The organism is Cedecea neteri, assembly GCF_000758305.1.
GTDB classification, from domain to species: domain Bacteria; phylum Pseudomonadota; class Gammaproteobacteria; order Enterobacterales; family Enterobacteriaceae; genus Cedecea; species Cedecea neteri_C.
Map to the genome: position 1 here is coordinate 3176527 of NZ_CP009458.1, position 18350 is coordinate 3194876.

Annotated in this window: 16 protein-coding genes; 6 read left to right on the top strand and 10 right to left on the bottom strand. The window is 53.7% G+C overall.

Features of this window, described 5'->3' with window-relative positions:
* Positions 1 to 90 precede the first annotated feature (90 nt).
* Positions 91 to 1386, bottom strand: a complete 1296-nt coding sequence (rstB, locus tag LH23_RS14955) for a two-component system sensor histidine kinase RstB (protein WP_039292604.1) — start codon at positions 1384 to 1386, stop codon at positions 91 to 93.
* Between the two features lie 275 nt (positions 1387 to 1661).
* Between rstB and LH23_RS14960 the strand changes: the two genes are divergently transcribed.
* Positions 1662 to 2009, top strand: coding sequence for a hypothetical protein (locus tag LH23_RS14960; RefSeq protein WP_039292605.1), 348 nt, complete (start codon positions 1662 to 1664; stop codon positions 2007 to 2009).
* A 57-nt stretch (positions 2010 to 2066) separates the two neighbouring features.
* On the opposite strand, the gene rstA is transcribed toward LH23_RS14960, so the two are convergent.
* The 4 genes from rstA to ydgH all read right to left on the bottom strand — a co-directional run bounded on the left by rstA (position 2067) and on the right by ydgH (position 6143).
* Entirely contained in the window at positions 2067 to 2795 is a 729-nt protein-coding gene (gene rstA / locus LH23_RS14965) for a two-component system response regulator RstA (protein WP_039292609.1), read from the bottom strand.
* A 77-nt stretch (positions 2796 to 2872) separates the two neighbouring features.
* Entirely contained in the window at positions 2873 to 3583 is a 711-nt protein-coding gene (gene folM / locus LH23_RS24020; RefSeq protein ID WP_156108091.1) for a dihydromonapterin reductase, read from the bottom strand.
* Positions 3584 to 3627: 44 nt separating this feature from the next.
* Positions 3628 to 5010, bottom strand: coding sequence for an amino acid permease (locus tag LH23_RS24025; RefSeq protein WP_039292612.1), 1383 nt, complete (start codon positions 5008 to 5010; stop codon positions 3628 to 3630).
* A 188-nt stretch (positions 5011 to 5198) separates the two neighbouring features.
* Complete coding sequence (gene ydgH / locus LH23_RS14980; protein ID WP_039292615.1) at positions 5199 to 6143, bottom strand: DUF1471 family protein YdgH; 945 nt, start codon at positions 6141 to 6143, stop codon at positions 5199 to 5201.
* Positions 6144 to 6687: 544 nt separating this feature from the next.
* Here ydgH and pntA point away from each other — a divergent pair.
* Complete coding sequence (pntA, locus tag LH23_RS14985; protein WP_039292619.1) at positions 6688 to 8217, top strand: Re/Si-specific NAD(P)(+) transhydrogenase subunit alpha; 1530 nt, start codon at positions 6688 to 6690, stop codon at positions 8215 to 8217.
* Between the two features lie 10 nt (positions 8218 to 8227).
* The gene (pntB, locus tag LH23_RS14990) at positions 8228 to 9616 is read left to right on the top strand and encodes a Re/Si-specific NAD(P)(+) transhydrogenase subunit beta (protein WP_039292622.1); all 1389 of its coding nucleotides are present in this window, start codon (positions 8228 to 8230) and stop codon (positions 9614 to 9616) included.
* Between the two features lie 104 nt (positions 9617 to 9720).
* On the opposite strand, the gene uspE is transcribed toward pntB, so the two are convergent.
* The 3 genes from uspE to ogt all read right to left on the bottom strand — a co-directional run bounded on the left by uspE (position 9721) and on the right by ogt (position 12265).
* A complete protein-coding gene (gene uspE / locus LH23_RS14995) occupies positions 9721 to 10671 on the bottom strand; it encodes a universal stress protein UspE (protein WP_039292624.1) in 951 nt (316 codons plus the stop codon).
* 133 nt (positions 10672 to 10804) lie between these two features.
* On the bottom strand, positions 10805 to 11557 hold the full coding sequence (gene fnr, locus LH23_RS15000; protein WP_039292628.1) for a fumarate/nitrate reduction transcriptional regulator Fnr: 753 nt from the start codon (positions 11555 to 11557) through the stop codon (positions 10805 to 10807).
* A gap of 192 nt (positions 11558 to 11749) precedes the next feature.
* On the bottom strand, positions 11750 to 12265 hold the full coding sequence (gene ogt / locus LH23_RS15005; RefSeq protein WP_039292631.1) for a methylated-DNA--[protein]-cysteine S-methyltransferase: 516 nt from the start codon (positions 12263 to 12265) through the stop codon (positions 11750 to 11752).
* A gap of 439 nt (positions 12266 to 12704) precedes the next feature.
* Here ogt and smrA point away from each other — a divergent pair, with 439 nt between their 5' ends.
* Entirely contained in the window at positions 12705 to 13268 is a 564-nt protein-coding gene (gene smrA, locus LH23_RS15010) for a DNA endonuclease SmrA (RefSeq protein ID WP_039292634.1), read from the top strand.
* Positions 13269 to 13292: 24 nt separating this feature from the next.
* On the opposite strand, the gene LH23_RS15015 is transcribed toward smrA, so the two are convergent.
* Positions 13293 to 14216, bottom strand: a complete 924-nt coding sequence (locus LH23_RS15015; protein ID WP_039292636.1) for a LysR substrate-binding domain-containing protein — start codon at positions 14214 to 14216, stop codon at positions 13293 to 13295.
* A gap of 377 nt (positions 14217 to 14593) precedes the next feature.
* Between LH23_RS15015 and LH23_RS15020 the strand changes: the two genes are divergently transcribed.
* Both LH23_RS15020 and LH23_RS15025 read left to right on the top strand, forming a co-directional pair.
* Complete coding sequence (locus LH23_RS15020; RefSeq protein WP_039292638.1) at positions 14594 to 15937, top strand: VOC family protein; 1344 nt, start codon at positions 14594 to 14596, stop codon at positions 15935 to 15937.
* 41 nt (positions 15938 to 15978) lie between these two features.
* Entirely contained in the window at positions 15979 to 17481 is a 1503-nt protein-coding gene (locus tag LH23_RS15025) for a carboxylesterase/lipase family protein (RefSeq protein WP_039292639.1), read from the top strand.
* Here LH23_RS15025 and LH23_RS15030 read toward each other — a convergent pair.
* Positions 17468 to 18322, bottom strand: a complete 855-nt coding sequence (locus LH23_RS15030) for a LysR family transcriptional regulator (RefSeq protein WP_039292642.1) — start codon at positions 18320 to 18322, stop codon at positions 17468 to 17470. The genes LH23_RS15025 and LH23_RS15030 overlap by 14 nt on opposite strands.
* Positions 18323 to 18350 lie beyond the last annotated feature (28 nt).

The window sequence follows — 18350 nt, forward strand, 5'->3', positions numbered from 1 at the left end:
AACTGTAGCAACGGGTAACCACATCGGCAATAGCGTCGTTTATGTTCACCAGGGGAAAACAGGCCCGATAGCACGCTCGGGCCGGAGAACTCAGGAGAGATAGGTGGTGTTTATCGGCCATGAAAAACGGAAGCTGGCGCCGCCCAAAGGGCTGCTTTCAATGGTGACGTGTCCACCCATCGCCACGGCAATCGAGTGGACTATCGCCAGGCCAAGCCCGCAGCCGCCGGTTGCTCTGTCCCGACTGGGATCGAGGCGAACAAAAGGCTCGAATACGCGGTCGCGCTCTTCTTCCGGGATACCGGGACCGTCATCTTCAACCTGTAGATAGGCAATATCGTCTTCTCTCCACAGGCTGATACGAAGCTGCTGCTCACTGTAACGCAGCGCGTTATTGATCAGGTTATCCGTGACTCGTTCCATGAGACGCAGATCCAGCGCGCCATAGTCAATGGCGGTGATGGTATCTGTTTCTAGCGTAATCCGGCGCTGACGGTGAATGAGCTGTACGTCGGCAATATGCGTTTCCATCCAGTTGGCAAATTTGACGTGCGCCAGATGAAGTTCAGTCTGCGGACGGTCGAGGCGGGCGTAAGTCAGTAGCTCGTCAATCAACGCCTCTAACTGGCCAATATCCCGATTGAGCGCCAGAGATTCCTCTTCGCTGAGGTTGTCGCTCATTTCAAGACGGTAACGCAGACGAACGAGTGGGGTACGAAGCTCGTGTGCAATCCCGTCAATCAGCTGCTTCTTACTGGCAATCAGGGCATTGATGTTATCGGCCATTTGGTTGAAGGCAATGCCAAGTCGTTCAAAGCTTGAGGCGTTATCAAAATGAATGTGCTCATCCAGGTGCCCTTTACCAAATCGCTGGGCGGCGCTTTCCAGTTTGAGCATGTCCTGCCAGTGTGGGCGCATCCAGATAAACACCGGGAAGGCGAGTGAGATGGCGATAAAGGCAATCAGGCCAATATCCAGCAGTCGCATCTGGTGCAGATAAAAGAGGTAGGGGATCGGGCCGACGGCCAGCACGTAGTGGCTGCGGGGTATCCGCTGGATAAACGTATATTCTTCGTCCAGTGCCACGATCTCGCCTTCACGCAGGTGGCGAGCGGCAACATCATCGAGTTTGAACTTGCTCATCGGCTCAATATTGAGCTTAAAAGAGAGATTCAGGTCGAGATCGTTGATGGTCTTATTCCAGTCCCGTGGCGGAATTTCACGTAGCTCGCTGCGCATCAGGTACAGCGAGCTTTTCATTAAATCATCCAGCGACTGGCGGCCCGCCCGCTCGGCGGTGAACTTATACACCAGCCCGACCAGCATGGTCATCACCAGGAAGCAGACAAACAGCAGAAGATAAAACTGTACAAACAGCTTTTTCATTAAATTTTACCATGAAATCAATTGGTTGATTGTGTCGCCTTCATCCCTGCAGGCGCTATGGTGCATTATATCTTCCCGGCCGCTGATTGCATTATCCAACGTGATTTTGTGTTTAATCACTTTACCAGTGAGAGATACGGTACCGGATAAATAAAGTGCTATTTTTTTAGGATTTTTCTTGTATTAAACTCATCCCTATCTAAAATTAATACGATTTATCATAAGCCACTCCACAATAAATTTATTATGGCTGTTCGTTCATAAGGAATATGGAAATGACCAAGAAATGGGGTTTCGCTGTTGTCGCGGTTCTGGCTGCTGCTGGCGTGGTTATGGTTTCTGGCTTTACTTCTTCCGTGCCTCCTTACGTTTCTGCTGCACAAGACCGGGTCGAATCCTATCTTTCCTATAGTTTCGGGCCGCAGCATTGCTCAAGTAACAAACAGCAGAGTGGGGAGTGGGACATTCTCTGCATTACTCAGGATGGTTCGAGCCAATTTGCTTACAGCGTCAATGATGCGAGTGATAAAGCTTATGGCTTCACGCTTACCGCGCTGAATGACAGGGCCAGGCAAACACAGAACGTCGATCTACTGACTTATCTTGAAATAAAATCTTTGTGAATCAACTGATTAAGTAAAACCCGCGGCAGCGGGTTTTTTATATCTCTAACGCGATTATTAAGCTTCGCTTTCCCAGGCATGAGGGGCAAATAAATAGCCTTTGTTGCGAACGGTTTTGATCCGGAAAGGCTCTGTCGCATTATCGAGTAACTTTTTACGCAGACGGGAGATAGCCACATCCACGCTGCGATCCATTCCATCGTAGGTCACGCCGCGCAGATTTTTTAACAGGGCATCGCGATCCATTATCTGTCCAGCATGCGTTGCCAACTCCCACAGGAGATCGAAATCCGCGGTAGACAGCACGACATTGTCATCCCCCAGCGTCACCTGGCGGTTAAGCGGGTCAATGCACAGCGTGCCAAAGCGGATAGCTTTATGCGGTTTGAGGTTACTGGTGGTTGTCTCGACCGTTTGTTGCGCTGAAACGCGCTGGCGCAGATGCAGACGAAGCCGTGCCAGGAGGACGGCAGGCGGCGTCGTTTTCAAAATATAGTCATTAGCACCCATCTCAAGTGAGAGGATGTGGTTCATATCACTGTCTAATGACGTCAGCAGTACAATCGGGCCATCCCACTGCGGGCGAAGATCGCGACATAGCGTCATGCCATCTTTTCCTGGCAGCATAATATCCAGAAGTACCAGGTCAGGCTGCTGTTGCTGGATAACGGCCTCGGCGCGATCGCCGCGGGTTTCGACAATAACGTCAATGTCATGTTTCCCGAGATAAGCGGCTATCAGGCCACCAACCTCAGGATCGTCTTCCACGTAAACTATTTTGCTCATAATCCGCCGCGTCGGCTTTTAAAATTTGAACATACAATGATGCAATAGATTACACCATTAATGGTTGGTAAACAGCGTTAGCGTAGGTGTCGTCCGCCGTCTACTGCATGGCTTCTGCCGGTGACATAGCGGCTGGTCAACAGATACTCAACCAGACTCACAATTTCCTGTTCGCCGGGGGCGATTTTCATCAGCGATTTGTTCAGCGAGCGCTGGCGATAGTCGGCATCATCCCCGTCGTTAAACATAATCAGCGCTGGCGCGATGGCGTTGACCTTAACTTCCGGGGCCAACTTTAGCGCAAAAGAGAGCGTCATATTTTCAAGTGCCGCTTTGCTGGCGGCATAGGCAATATGTTTATCGCTACCACGTTCCGCGACGTAATCTGTCAGATGGATAATATCGCTGCCGGCCTGCCCGTGCCCGCGAAGTAAATCTTCCAGTTCATGATTAAGTAAATAAGGTGCTGCCACATGAACCTGCATCATTGCCTGCAGTGTATCGCCTGGCGCAGTCTCGCGGGTTTCCGGCTTCCATTCGCTGGCATTATGGATGATGGCCCGCAGAGCAGGCGTGTGCGACTTCACTCGTTGAGCGAATTCCAGGATGCCTTCGTTTGTTGAAAAGTCGGCGTACAGGCATGTGACGCCAGCCTGTTCGAGTTTATCGACAGCAGGATGGCGCGTGCGGTAACTGACAATTAACGGCTGAGATTTAGCCAGAAAATGCTGAGCCAGTGCCAGGCCGATACGTTGGCCTGCACCGGTGATAAGAATGGGTCGGTTAATAGCTTGGCTCCCCTGATCCAGAATCGCTGCCGGGGAAGCATTCGTTACCCCACCAGCAGCCACGTTGCCGGAAATGCTGCCAGCAGCATTAGACAAATCATTGTACGCTCTTTTAAATTTAGCGACTTTTCGTGCGTATGGGTACGGCGTGCGTAAATAAAGACTAATAATCCAGGCGCATACAGCACGACTGAAAGCAGCAGATGCATCGGGCCCGACGCGTAAAGTAGCCACAAACCGTAAAGACAAGCGCCAACACCAATCGCCTTGTGCAGAGGACGGGTAGCAATTTTTAGGAGATAAGCGCCGACCAGGAAATAAGGCACCAGAATCATTTCTGAGGCAATGGTCAGCAGCGTGTTGTAGTCCGACCCGGTCAGCCAGATGAGCACGAGGCATACCTGCACGCTGATGTTTGTCAGCCAAAGGGAAGCCGACGGTGCGTTGTTTTTATTCTGCCGGGCGAACATTTTGGGGAAGGCTTTATGGGTTGCCGCCAGCAGTGGCACCTCTGCAGCCATAATTGTCCAACTCAGATAGGCGCCGCACACGGAAACAATCAGTCCGGCCGCAATAATCACTTCGCCCCATGGCCCCATCATTTCGACCATCAGCCCCGCCATTGACGGATTGCGCATTGCGGCGAGTTCTGGACGAGCGACGACACCGAGAGAAAGCAAGGTGACCAGTAAATAGACGCTTAGTGCGGCAATAACGGCCAGCAGCGTGGCTCTGCCAACGTCTTTTTTATTTCTTGCACGCGCGGATACCACGACGGCACCTTCCACGCCGATAAAGACCCAAAGGGTAATCAGCATGGTATTTTTCACCTGTTCCCAGACAGGAACGCCGAGTTCAATACCGGTAAAATCGAAAGAGAAGGTGGATAGCTTAAAAGCAATCGCGGCCAGCACCACAAACATCCCTAAAGGCAGCAATTTGGCGAGCGTTGCAACCAGATTAATGCTGGCCGCAGTCTGTACACCTCGCAGTACCAACCAATGCACCATCCATAACAACACGGAGGCACCGACGATGGATTGCCAGGTATTGCCGTCGCCGAAAAGGCGTAGTTCAGGGGTGTCAGTAAAGAAACTCAGTGCCGAGAACACAATGACAAGATAAGAAACGTTGGCGATCACCGCGCACAGCCAGTAACCCCAGGCTGAGAAAAAGCCGATAAGCTCGCCGAAACCTTCACGTGCGTAAGTGAATATTCCGCCGTCTAAGTCGGGGCGTAGTCGGGTGAGTACCAGCATCGCCAAAGCCAGCAAGAGAATACCTACGCCAGTGATCGCCCAGCCGATCAGTAACGCAGCCGGACTCGCAACGCTCGCCATATTCTGCGGCAGGCTAAACACGCCCGCCCCGAGCATGGAGCTTAATACCAGCGCGGTGAGCGCAGCGAGGCCAAGTTTCTTTTCCATAGGTATCCTGTAGAAGTCTGAAGTGAACCAGCATAATTATTATGCTTTTACGCATATAAATGGAGGATCACGCTAAGGCGCGGGATTTTACGGAGTGTGCACACTGCTTGCAATGCGTGTAGTGCGATAAAATGATATGAGTACAAAAAAAAGGGCAGCCTAAGCTGCCCTCTGATTGATGGTGTATCTTATTTAAACAGGTCTGCGCTGATGGTGATGTTGCCACCACGTTCCTGCCACTGGCGAGTAATGTGGTAGAACTTAGCCCCTTTCTTGGCGGCGCGTTTCGCAACCTGATAAGAGATCTCAGTCATGTTGCCGTAGTTCCCGGTGAACTGAACGCTGTCGAACGGTACCATCTGTGCGGCGGTGATTTTATTCACTTCTTCAATTTTTGTGCCGTCTGGCAGCGTAACGGTGTAACGGCCACCTTTAGACGACTGGGTTTCAAAGAAGCGGCCAACATCGCTGGATGGCGCTTCAGAAGAGGCAACACCCGGAATTTCTACCTGCTTAGCGGCAGCACCACCGGCGGCCAGCGCCGCTTTACCTGCCTCAGAGTTAGCTGGCAGTAAATCCGGGCTCTGCACTACGCGTTGTTTAGCATCGGCTTTATAAATGAATGCCGTGACTCGCTGGTTGCCGCCCTGGTTCGCGTCGACCTGGCGAACGATAAAGAACGAAGCTGCACCTTTGTCACGCGCGGCTTTGGTAATGGCGTCATTCACTTCCGGCTGGCTACGATAGAAGCCCTGGACGGTGACGGTATCGAAAGGCTCAAGTTTGAATGCCTGATCTTTCGGCAATTCAACAACACCATTAATGACGCGATTTTGTACTGCATCGGCTTTTGGTGCATCGGCTTTGTAGACATCTGCGACCACGCGGGCGTTGCCACTTTCGCCAATGAAGTTGGTGTCCAGAACATAGAATGATGCTGCTCCCATGTCATCGGCACGGCGCGAAACGGCAGCCACGGCATCACCGATGGCGTTGAAGCGTCCCGTGACGGTAATACGCTCGTACGGCTTGAAAGCAGCAGCTTGATCTGGCGTCAATTCAGTCGCCGCCTGAGCGGACAGTGAGGTGACAGAAATAAGAGCTGACGCCAGAAGGGTGTTCTTGAGATTCATAAAAATAATCCTTCGCCTTGCGCAAAATGAATACAGGTACTTCTCTGATAAAGACCGATTAGTTGCCGATTATGGCTGGAAATAACGTCCTTGTCTGCGCCATTTTTCACGCCTTGTGCCTTCCCGAGGCGGAATAACGGCGGCAAACGTTATTAAGTTAAAAAAAGAGACGTTCACCGGTAAAACTGATAAAGCTTATGACTTATTTAGTTAAAATGTTGTTAAAAATGAGTTTTGTGACGGCGTAGAATCATGTCATACCGCCTCACTTAAGCGTATTATCAGGCCTCTGTGTGTAAATAGAGATTAAAATAACTGCCTGAGCGCGTGGTGGCTGAATTTTTGCGATAAAAATACAAATACCCGGATGCGGATGTGGATCACAATCGTTATTTTCAGTAGGTTATAAAAAGTTTGTTACAGATGTATTTTTTGTTGAAGTGGTAATGGAACAGATATCCGCCTGTCTGTACGGGCGGATGATTGCGTCTGGCCATGGCAAGGTCTGGCAAACCATCATCAAAAACAGATGGAAGGGAATACTATGCGTATTGGTGTACCAAGAGAGCGGTTGGCCAATGAAACCCGTGTAGCCGCCACGCCGAAAACGGTAGAGCAGCTGATTAAACTGGGGTTCAGTGTCGCCGTTGAAAACGATGCGGGAAAACTGGCGAGTTTTGACGACGAAGCGTTTGAGCGTGCGGGGGCGAACGTTGCCAGCTGCGCGGATGTCTGGCAGTCGGACATTATCCTTAAAGTGAACGCCCCGCTGGATGACGAAATTGAGCTTGCTCGGGAAGGGTCGACGCTTGTCAGCTTTATCTGGCCGGCACAAAACCCGGAGCTGCTTGAAAAGCTGGCGGCGCGAAATATTACCGTCATGGCGATGGACTCCGTGCCGCGTATTTCACGCGCGCAGTCACTGGATGCGCTTAGCTCCATGGCTAACATCGCCGGTTATCGTGCCATTGTCGAAGCTGCGCACGAGTTTGGCCGGTTCTTTACCGGGCAAATCACCGCTGCAGGTAAAGTTCCTCCAGCCAAAGTGATGGTTATCGGTGCGGGCGTTGCGGGCCTGGCAGCCATCGGCGCGGCCAACAGCCTCGGGGCAATTGTTCGCGCGTTTGATACCCGCCCGGAAGTGAAAGAGCAGGTGCAAAGCATGGGCGCCGAATTCCTGGAGCTGGACTTTAAAGAAGAAGCCGGCAGCGGGGATGGCTATGCGAAAGTGATGTCCGAAGCCTTTATCAAAGCCGAAATGGCGCTGTTTGCGGCTCAGGCGAAAGAGGTGGATATCATCGTCACTACGGCGCTGATTCCGGGCAAACCTGCACCGAAGCTGATTACCCGTGAAATGGTGGATTCCATGCAGCCGGGCAGCGTGATTGTCGATTTGGCGGCACAAAACGGCGGCAACTGTGAATACACCGTGGCGAACCAGGTTACCGTGACGCCTAACGGCGTGAAGATCATCGGTTATACCGATCTGCCGGGCCGTTTGCCGACCCAGTCCTCCCAGCTTTACGGCACTAACCTCGTTAACTTGCTCAAACTGCTGTGCAAGGAAAAAGACGGCAATATCACCGTCGATTTTGATGATGTGGTTGTGCGCGGCGTGACCGTTATTCGCGAAGGTGAAGTGACCTGGCCTGCGCCGCCAATTCAGGTTTCGGCCCAGCCTCAGGCCGCAGCGAAACCAGCGGCGGCACCGGTCGAAGAGAAAAAACCAACGTCGCCATGGTTTAAGTACGGCCTGATGGCGCTGGCCATTATCCTGTTTGGCTGGTTTGCAAGCGTGGCGCCTAAAGAGTTCCTTGGGCACTTTACCGTCTTCGCGCTGGCCTGCGTAGTGGGTTACTACGTAGTGTGGAATGTTTCCCATGCGCTGCATACGCCACTGATGTCGGTGACTAACGCCATTTCGGGGATCATCGTGGTGGGTGCGCTACTGCAGATTGGGCACGGCGGCTGGGTTAGCTTCCTGAGCTTTATTGCGGTACTGATCGCCAGTATCAATATTTTTGGTGGTTTCACCGTCACTCAGCGCATGCTGAAAATGTTCCGGAAGAACTAAGGGGTAACAGATGTCTGGTGGATTAGTTACAGCTGCATACATTGTTGCCGCGATCCTGTTTATTTTTAGCCTGGCGGGTCTGTCCAAACACGAAACCTCAAAGCAGGGTAACCTGTTCGGTATCGCGGGGATGGCGATTGCGCTGGTGGCGACCATTTTTGGCCCGGAAACCGGCAACGTTGTGTGGATTATCATTGCGATGGTGATCGGCGGCGCGATTGGTATTCACCTGGCGAAGAAGGTCGAAATGACCGAAATGCCGGAGCTGGTTGCCGTGCTGCACAGCTTTGTCGGCCTGGCGGCGGTGCTGGTAGGCTTTAATAGCTACCTTGATCACGGCCCTGGCCTTGAGCCGATCATGGAGAATATCCACTTAACGGAAGTCTTCATCGGGATCTTCATCGGGGCGGTCACCTTCACCGGGTCTATCGTGGCCTTTGGCAAGCTGCGCGGTAAAATTTCGTCTAAACCGCTGATGCTGCCAAATCGTCATAAGCTGAACCTGGCGGCGCTGGTGGTTTCCTTCGCGCTGCTGCTGGTGTTTGTGCGTACAGAAAGCGTTGGCATGCAGGTGCTTGCCGTACTGATTATGACGATCATTGCGCTGGCCTTTGGCTGGCACCTGGTAGCGTCCATCGGCGGGGCAGACATGCCGGTCGTGGTGTCGATGCTTAACTCCTATTCAGGTTGGGCCGCAGCGGCTGCGGGCTTCATGCTCAGCAACGATCTGCTTATCGTTACCGGTGCACTGGTCGGTTCTTCCGGTGCCATCCTGTCTTACATCATGTGTAAGGCGATGAACCGCTCGTTTATCAGCGTGATTGCCGGTGGTTTCGGGACCGACGGTTCCTCTACGGGTGAAACGGAAGAGGCTGGGGAACATCGTGAAATCAGCGCGGAAGAAACGGCTGAAATGCTGAAGAACTCCACGTCGGTTATCATCACCCCAGGCTACGGCATGGCGGTGGCTCAGGCCCAGTATCCGGTGGCGGAAATAACCGAGAAACTACGTGCCCGCGGAGTTAAAGTGCGTTTCGGTATTCACCCTGTCGCGGGGCGTTTGCCGGGCCACATGAACGTACTGCTGGCTGAAGCCCGAGTACCGTACGATGTCGTGCTGGAAATGGACGAGATCAATGACGACTTCGCCGACACTGACACCGTGCTGGTTATCGGGGCTAACGATACCGTCAACCCGGCTGCTCAGGACGATCCGCGTAGCCCAATCGCCGGTATGCCGGTGCTGGAAGTGTGGAAGGCGCAAAACGTGATTGTGTTTAAGCGCTCAATGAATACCGGTTACGCAGGCGTGCAGAACCCGCTGTTCTTTAAAGAGAACACCCAGATGCTGTTTGGCGATGCCAAAGCCAGCGTGGAAGCGATTCTGAAAGCGCTGTAAGCGTCAGCAGTCTCATGAAAGCCGTCCGAAAGGGCGGCTTTTTTGTTTTTGCGGAGAAAAAAATCCCGCGGCGGGCGCGGGATTTCTGTTTCAGTGCTTCGGGGTCAGTCGTCTTCCGGGTCATCCATCTCAACCGGCGTCTGATAATCGTCCGGTTTTATCACCAGCAAATCACAGCGTAAATGGTCGATAACCTGCTCAGCGGTATTCCCCAGAAACGCGGCGGAAAGCCCCGTGCGTCCGACGGTGCCGAGCACCACAATCCCCGCCTGAAGATGTTCGGCCAGATCCGGGATAACTTCCTCCGGCAGCCCTTTCTCGACGTGCGTCATCTTTTCGTCAATGCCGTATTTCTGACGCAGCGCCTTCATGGCCACCAGATGCTGGCCGCGAATGGCGTCGTTATACACGCTCGGATCAAAATCAGGCAATTCAATGGCAATGTTGATGGGGGTAACCGGATACGCGCCGATCAGGTGAACTTCGGTGTGGTTAACATCATCCGCCAGCTTCAGCGTTTCCTTCACCAGCTTTTCATTCAGCGCGTTGTGATAAAGCTCTTCGCTGGCAAGATTCACCGCCACCAGCGCTTTGCCGCCTTCCGGCCACGGCTGATCTTTGACCATCCACACCGGGCAGGGGCATTTACGCAACAGATGCCAGTCGGTGGGGGTGAAGATCACGGCTTCCAGCTTGTCATGCTGGTGCGCCATTTTTAGCAGCAGGTCGTGCCCACCGGCGATCACTTCCTGGATGATGGCTTCGAACGGGCGATTATGCCACACCACCTTAATATCAATAGGGATCCCGGCTTCGATGTAGTAATGCGCCTGTTGTTTAATCCAGGCCGTTCGCTGGCTGATAACCCCTTTGCGCATCGCGGTGCGTTCATCGGGGGACAGAAGCGTGGTCATTTCGTAGGAAAAATCATAGATAGGCAGGAAGGCTTTGATCCTGCCGCCAATCCGTTGATGCAAATAAACAGCACGCCGCAGGGCAGGTTGATCGTCCTGGTTAGGATCAATCGCGACTAGCATGTTTTGGTAGTTTGCCATACAGGTCTCCTTACAACTGCTTAACCACAGTCTGTGAAGTAAGATTAACCCATAAGAAAGGAATGAAACAGGTGGAGAGCCCTTGCCGGATCAATAAAAGGGATAAAAGGCGACCCGGCAAAGGTAGCGGTTATCAGGCAACGTTACGTGACTGGCCCGCGAGGTCTGATAACAGATCGATATTCTCGATGGTGATGTACTTGCCTTTCACCGCCAGCATACCGTTTTTCTGGAAGCGCCCCAGCAGGCGGCTGATGGTTTCTACCGTCAGACCGAGGTAGTTACCGATATCGCCGCGGGTCATGGTCAGGCGGAACTCACGCGGTGAGAAGCCACGTTGCGCAAAACGGCGAGAAAGGTTGTAGATAAAGGCTGCCAGGCGCTCTTCGGCATTCTTTTTGGACAGCAGCAAAATCATGTCCTGGTCGCCTTTAATTTCGCCGCTCATCAGGCGCATCATCTGCTGGCGCAGACTTGGCATTTTGCCGGACAAATCGTCGAGCGTTTCAAACGGGATTTCACAAACCATCGAGGTTTCGAGTGCCTGAGCAAAGCTCGGATGATGGCCAGTGCCGATGGCATCAAAGCCGACCAGGTCACCCGCGAGGTGGAAACCGGTGATTTGCTCATCGCCTTGCTCGGTAATGGTGTAGCTTTTGATGGTGCCGGAGCGGATAGCGTACAGCGATTTCAGTTCATCACCTGCTTTAAACAGGGTTTGACCCTTTTGAATCGGCTTTTTACGCTCGATGATATTATCAAGCTGATCGAGTTCATGCTCATTAAGCGTGAAGGGGATGCATAATTGACTGATGCTGCAATCCTGGCAATGGATAGCACAACCGCCAGACTGAATTCGTCGAATAATACGCTTTTCAGGGATCATAGATATGCTCGGACCGTAATTGATATTGGTCAATTTTAACATCTTTTTCGCGATCAGGTAAGTCTGGCAGAACGTTATTCGGACAATAATAAAGGTAGGGGGTTAAAAAAGGGCCTTCATCTCGTTGAATTCCCTGAAACATTAAAATGCAGCTACTCTGTTTTGGAATAAATAGCCGCACTTTTGGCACCATTACAGTAATAAATAACCTTCATGGCGCAGCAGCCACTCTTTCCGCGCCACGCCGCCTGCATAGCCTGTCATTGTGCCGTTTCGGCCAATGACACGATGGCACGGCACCACGATGCTCACCGGGTTTGAGCCGTTCGCGGCACCGACCGCGCGCGCGGCTCCAGCGCGCCCAAGCTGTTCTGCCAGTTCGCCATAATGCATCACACGCCCGCAGGGAATATCACGCAGAGCCTGCCAAACCTGACGCTGGAAATCCGTGCCTGCCGTCGCCGTGGGCAGAGTATCAATCACCGCCAGATCGCCGGCAAAATAGTCACTCAGCTTGCCGCTAAGGTTCCCCGGGTTGCGGCTGCTAACGCGTTGAAATCCTTGTTTCCCATAGTGAATGTTCAGCAGCTGTTCCATGCGGTCGCTGTGTTCTTCCCATTCCACGGCGCGAAGCCTGAACTGCTCGTCGCACAGGATCCACAGCGGACCAAGCGGGGTGTCAATCTTATCTTCCAGTATTGTCAGCACGGTATTACTCCGTTTTTAGTCGGGCCTGAGCGAATGCGCGGCCCATTTTGAGGCTGAAAAGATAACATAGCCCCAATGACGCCAGCCAGACCTCAAAAGGATTATCACTGCATCTAAATTCCCAGTCGAAGAATGAAAAATAATGGCCGGGCGCGGAGAAAAAAGTTTGATAATTTTCCTGGCTCATCACCCGAAATAGTTAGCGTCTGGCTGTCTGATTGCGGCAGTGATTATTTTCTCGGGGAAGGGAATAATAATTTCTTTTACGGTCATTTGATTTACGTTTTTGTAACGCAAATGCAAACTTTATATTCTCATTTTAAAGAACCGGTGACATAAATAATTTGCCAACTATTCTGGAATATCTCCCACGGCTGTCCCGTTGAGCCTCAGGCAGGGCGGGGTTATAGTAGCGGCAGCTAACTCAGGAGGATTGACCGTGAACCTTGACGACAAATCGCTGTTTCTTGACGCCATGGAGGATGTCAAACCGCTGAAAAACTGTGCGGACAGCCAGTGGATCAAACCTCAGAAAGAGAACATTGGCGTAAAGCCAGACACCTCTCAGTTGGACAACTTTCTCACTACCGATTTTCTGGACATCATTCCCCTCGACACGCCGCTGGAGTTCAAGCGTGAGGGCCTGCAGAGTGGCGTGCTGGACAAACTCCGTCTCGGAAAATACAGCCAGCAGGCAAGCCTTAATCTGCTCCGCCAGCCCGTGGAGCGCTGCCGGCAGATGCTGTTTGCCTACATTATGCAGGCTAAGCAGGATGGCCTGCGTAATCTGCTGATCGTGCACGGCAAAGGGCGAGAAGATAAATCCCACGCCAACGTGGTGCGTAGCTTCCTTGGTCGCTGGCTGGCCGAGTTTGACGAAGTCCAGGCTTTTTGCGCGGCGATGCCGCACCACGGCGGCAGCGGGGCCTGCTATGTGGCGTTAAAAAAATCAGAGCAGGCCAAACTGGAAACCTGGGAAAAGCACGCCAAACGAAGCCGTTGAGCAGCGAATTGGCGGCAACTTCACTCAGGACGGCATTGATTTACGAATTGAGGACAGCAAGATTTGCGCGGCCGTTGAGAGCTGAGTGTCCACCCGCGTCAGAATACCGATAGGCTCTCCAACGCCAGGGATCGGGACAGGAAGCGCGGTCAGCGTGCCCTGGCGTAAATCGTCCTTCACCGCGCCGGAAGGTACAAACCAGACATAGTTGTAGTCTACGGTCAGTTGGCGGGATAGCGAAGCCGAAAGCGTTTCGATGCAGGTTGAAGGCAGCTTGCAGCCCTGTGACGCGAGCAAAGATTCCGCGTTATCGCGCGGTACCGTGCCCTGCGGGGAAACCACCGCAGGCCATTCCATCACCCGGCTAAGGGTAATATTTTCATGCAGCAGCGGGTGGTTAGGGCGAACAACCAGCTTGAGAGACTCAAGGAACAGCAGTTCATAGTTCAGGCCCGTCATCAGCTCAGGATCGGACATGCGCCCGATGCCTAAATCCAGTTCCCCGGACTTAAGCCCCGCCAGCAGCATGGTGTTATTCATGGTGCCAACCTTCAGGGTGACGTCGCTCTGTTGCCTATGAAACTCGCCGATCACCGCCGGTAAAATACCCAGCGCGGCGGTAGGCAGGGCGCCAATCCGTATCACATCAGAAGGCCGGTCTTCCCGGCGGACAAACGACTGCCCGGCATGATTCAGGGCATCCAGCACTTTTACCGCATGGGTTAAAAACTGCTCGCCGGTGAGCGTCAGCTGAGCGCCTAACCGCCCGCGTTCGAACAGGCGTGTACCGGTAAGCTGCTCCAGCTCATTAAGGGTTTTGGAGAGCGCCGGCTGGCTCAGGTTAAGAGTTTCAGCCGCGCGACCCAGTGTTCCCTGCTGAGCGACGGCCACGAAAGTATGTAAATGGCGCAAGCGAATGCGCTGACTGAAGAGACCATTTTTTTCCATAAGCAATGTTAAAAACAGTCCGGCTGCGCTGACAAGCCTCGGTGTTGAATTTTGATAACTTCATTGCAAAATATTATTAACATTTTGTTATGGCCAGGGACATAACCGCTTTAAATCAGAGAAGATTTTTTCGATAACAGGCGCTATTTTGCTGAAAAGTGGCGCCGGTCTGCAGATTTTAACGCGGCCTGTTTTAGTTAATTTTTTGTTAATTTATACTCTCTGTGGCAGGCATTCTGCATAACGCCGCGTTATGTAATGTGCTGAAAAAATTACTTTTTAGGTGCTGCAAAGCAGATCACAAAATGGAAATTCTTCCTGATAAGTGATCCACCAGGTTCTACGCTTTCAGCACTATCCACTGGAGGCATGACATCATGGCGAACACCCTCACGGCCGATGAGATTCGGGACAAATTTTCGCAAGCTATGTCGGCGATGTACCAGCAAGAAGTTCCGCAGTACGGCACGCTGTTAGAACTGGTGGCGGATGTAAACCTGGCCGTACTGGAACACGATCCTGAGCTGCACCAACAGCTGGAAAATGCCGACGAGCTGGCAAGATTAAACGTAGAGCGCCACGGCGCGATTCGAGTCGGTAAGGCCGAAGAACTGGCGGTGCTGAAGCGAATTTTCGCGGTGATGGGCATGCATCCGGTGGGCTACTACGACCTTTCCCAGGCCGGCGTGCCGGTGCATTCCACCGCTTTTCGCCCGATTGACGACCAGGCGCTGGCGCGTAATCCCTTCCGCGTGTTTACCTCTTTATTGCGGCTTGAGCTTATCGACAACCCGACGCTAAGGGCGCGTGCTGCCGCCATTCTCGATAAACGCGACATTTTCACTCCCCGCTGCCGCGAAATGCTAGATCTCTACGACAGGCAGGGCGGATTCAGCGAGGCAGAAGCAAACACCTTTGTGGCCGAAGCGCTGGAAACCTTTCGCTGGCATCAGCATGCCACGGTTGACGCCGACACATACCGAGCCCTGCACGACGAACATCGCCTGATTGCCGACGTGGTTTGCTTCCGTGGCTGCCACATTAATCATCTCACGCCGCGCACGCTGGATATCGACCGCGTTCAGGCGCTGATGCCGGAGCGGGGCATTTCGCCCAAAGCCATTATTGAAGGTCCGCCTCGCCGTGAACGGCCTATTCTGCTGCGGCAGACCAGTTTTAAAGCGCTTGAAGAGCCGATTCTGTTTGCCGGTGAGCATCATGGCACGCACACCGCCCGTTTTGGTGAGATTGAACAACGCGGCGTGGCGCTGACGCCTAAAGGCCGCGCGCTGTATGATGAACTCCTGCTGGAGGCGGGTAACGGCAAGGACAACCTAAGTCACCAGCAGCATTTGCAGGAAGTGTTCAGCCGCTTCCCGGACAGCGACGCGCTGCTTCGCCGTCAGGGGCTGGCCTATTTTCGCTACCGCCTGACGCCGGTGGGTGACATGCACCGCCAGTCCATCAAACCGGGTGACGATCCGCAGTTGCTGATTGAGCGCGGCTGGCTCATCGCCCAGCCTATCATCTATGAGGATTTCCTGCCGGTTAGCGCGGCGGGCATCTTCCAGTCAAATTTAGGCAGTGACGGTGGGCAGCGGCAGCACGGGCATTCCAGCCGTAGCGAGTTTGAAGTGGCGCTGGGTGCGGCGGTCGCCGATGAATTCAGCCTTTATCAACAGGCGGAGGATCGCAGCAAACGCCGTTGCGGTTTACTGTAAACGCGTTACCCTGCTGGGATGTCAGTCACAAGGAACAGCAGATGGAACACGTTGTTAACGTCGCTCAGGGTCAACTGAGCGGCGTCCTTCAGGGGGATATTGCGGTGTATCGCGGTATTCCCTTTGCCATGCCCCCCACTGGAAACCTGCGCTGGCGAGCGCCTCAGCCGCCAGAAAACTGGCAAGATATTCGCGTTGCCGATACTTTCGCTCCGGCCTGCTGGCAAAGTCTGGAATACTGTAAAGCCGTCGGCGGCGGCGATCCTGGGCAGTTCTCAGAAGACTGCCTTTACCTCAATATCTGGACGCCCGCCCGGCGAACGGGCAAACCTTTGCCGGTGATGGTCTGGCTGCACGGTGGCGGTTATACCATCGGGGCCGGTTCTTTACCTCCGTATGATGGCGCCGCGCTGGCCTCTCGGGGCGTGGTGTTAGTCACGGTGAACTACCGGCTCGGGCATCTGGGCTTTTTTGCTCATCCCGCGCTGGATGAAGAGAACCCCGATGGGCCGATACACAACTTTGCCTTGCTCGATCAGATAGCCGCGCTGAAATGGGTGCAGGACAACATCGCCGCTTTTGGGGGAGATGCTGCCAACGTTACACTGTTTGGCGAGTCAGCAGGCGCTCGCAGCGTGCTTTCTTTGCTGGCGTCGCCTTTAGCCAGCGGTTTGTTCCACAAAGGGATTATACAAAGCGCCTATACGCTGCCGGATGTCGATCGCCGTAAAGCGTTGAAGCGCGGCGTGGCGGTGGCGGAACATTTTGGGCTGAAGAATGCGAACGCTGAAGCGCTACGTTCCCTTCCCGCCAGTGAGCTATGGGCGCTGGAAGCCCCGCTAAATATCGGGCCAACGCCCGTCAGCGGTGACATTGTTCTGCCTGAACCGATGCTGGACACGTTTTTTGCCGGACGGCAGCACCGCATGCCGCTAATGGTGGGCAGCAACAGCGATGAGGCGAGCGTGCTGAGCTACTTCGGGATAGATCCCGCGGGGCAGGTTGAGCTTCTGCGCCGGGAAAAGCGTTTTGGCCTGGGGCTTATCAAGCTGCTGTATCCCGGCGTTAAAGGCGATGCTGAGCTGGGGCGTCAGGTGTGTCGGGACATGGCGTTTACCACGCTGGGGTTTGTGGTAATGCAGGCGCAGCAGCGTGCAGGCCAGCCCTGCTGGCGGTATTATTTTGACTACGTGGCGGAGGCCGAGCGTGAAACCTACGCCAACGGCACCTGGCACGGCAACGAAGTGGCTTATGTCTTTAACACGCTGCAGCTTTCCCCGCCGGCCAGCGAATATGTGACCGAACGAGATCTGCAGTTTGCCGCTCAGATTGGCGATTATTGGGTCAGCTTCGCCCGCAGCGCCGGGACGCACAGCAAAGCGTTACCTGGGCCGTTAAGCTGGCCTGCAAGCACCAAAGGGCGGGATCGCACGCTGCGGCTGGGCGTTCATCTGCGGGCGCAGTTTAAGGTCGAAAATCGCTTTATGCGGCTGAGAATGCAGTTATTTAAGCGAGTGATGAAACACCACGTTAGTCTGGACTGAGTAACGCATTGCAAAATGCTTCCAGCCCGGCGGCGCCTTCGCTGCCGGGTTTCACCGCCAGTCGATAACTGGCCCCGGTTTTTACGCTCCCGGCAAAAGGCCGCACTAACCGCCCGGTACGAAGATCTTCGGCCACCAGCGTTTCGTCTGCGATGGCTATCCCAAACCCCTGAATGGCGGCGCTGATCGCCAGATCCATGGTGTCGAAATGCTGATTTTTCTGCATCATCTGCCACGGTGGCGAAGGGGTATTTGAAAGCCATAATGACCAGTCGGTGCGATCGCGAGTCGGGTGCAAAAAGGTTAGTCGCTCCCAGTTGCTTGTCTCCGGCGGCAACAGTGCCTGACTGATAACCGGCGTCAGCCTTTCTTCAAACAGCAGCGCGCCGCTTTTGGCCTGTTGACCGAACACAATGGCGGCATCAAACGGCTCATTTTTGAAATTGACGCTGTGCTCTACCGTGGTCGTCAGCGCGACCTGGATCTCCGGCATACGTTGCTCAAGCTGAATCAGTTTCGGCACCAGCCAGCGCATGGCGCAGGTGGGGGCTTTAAGACGAATAATTTCAGGCTTATGGCAGGCTCGGTCGGCCACATCCAGCAACGTGTTGAAGGCGTTCTGGAGATCGGGGAGCAGGGCGCTGCCCTGCGGCGTGAGGCGTAATCCGCGTGCATGGCGCTCAAAAAGCGCGAACCCCAGCCATTGTTCAAGTGCGGCGATTTTACGGCTGACGGCGCCTTGGGTCAGGCAAAGTTCTTTTGCCGCCCTGGTGAGATTCAGGTGCCTGGCCGTGACCAGAAAAGCATCGAGGGTATTAAGGGGAAAATTACGCCGGGTCATGATGCTCTCCGCTGAGCTATGCATTTTT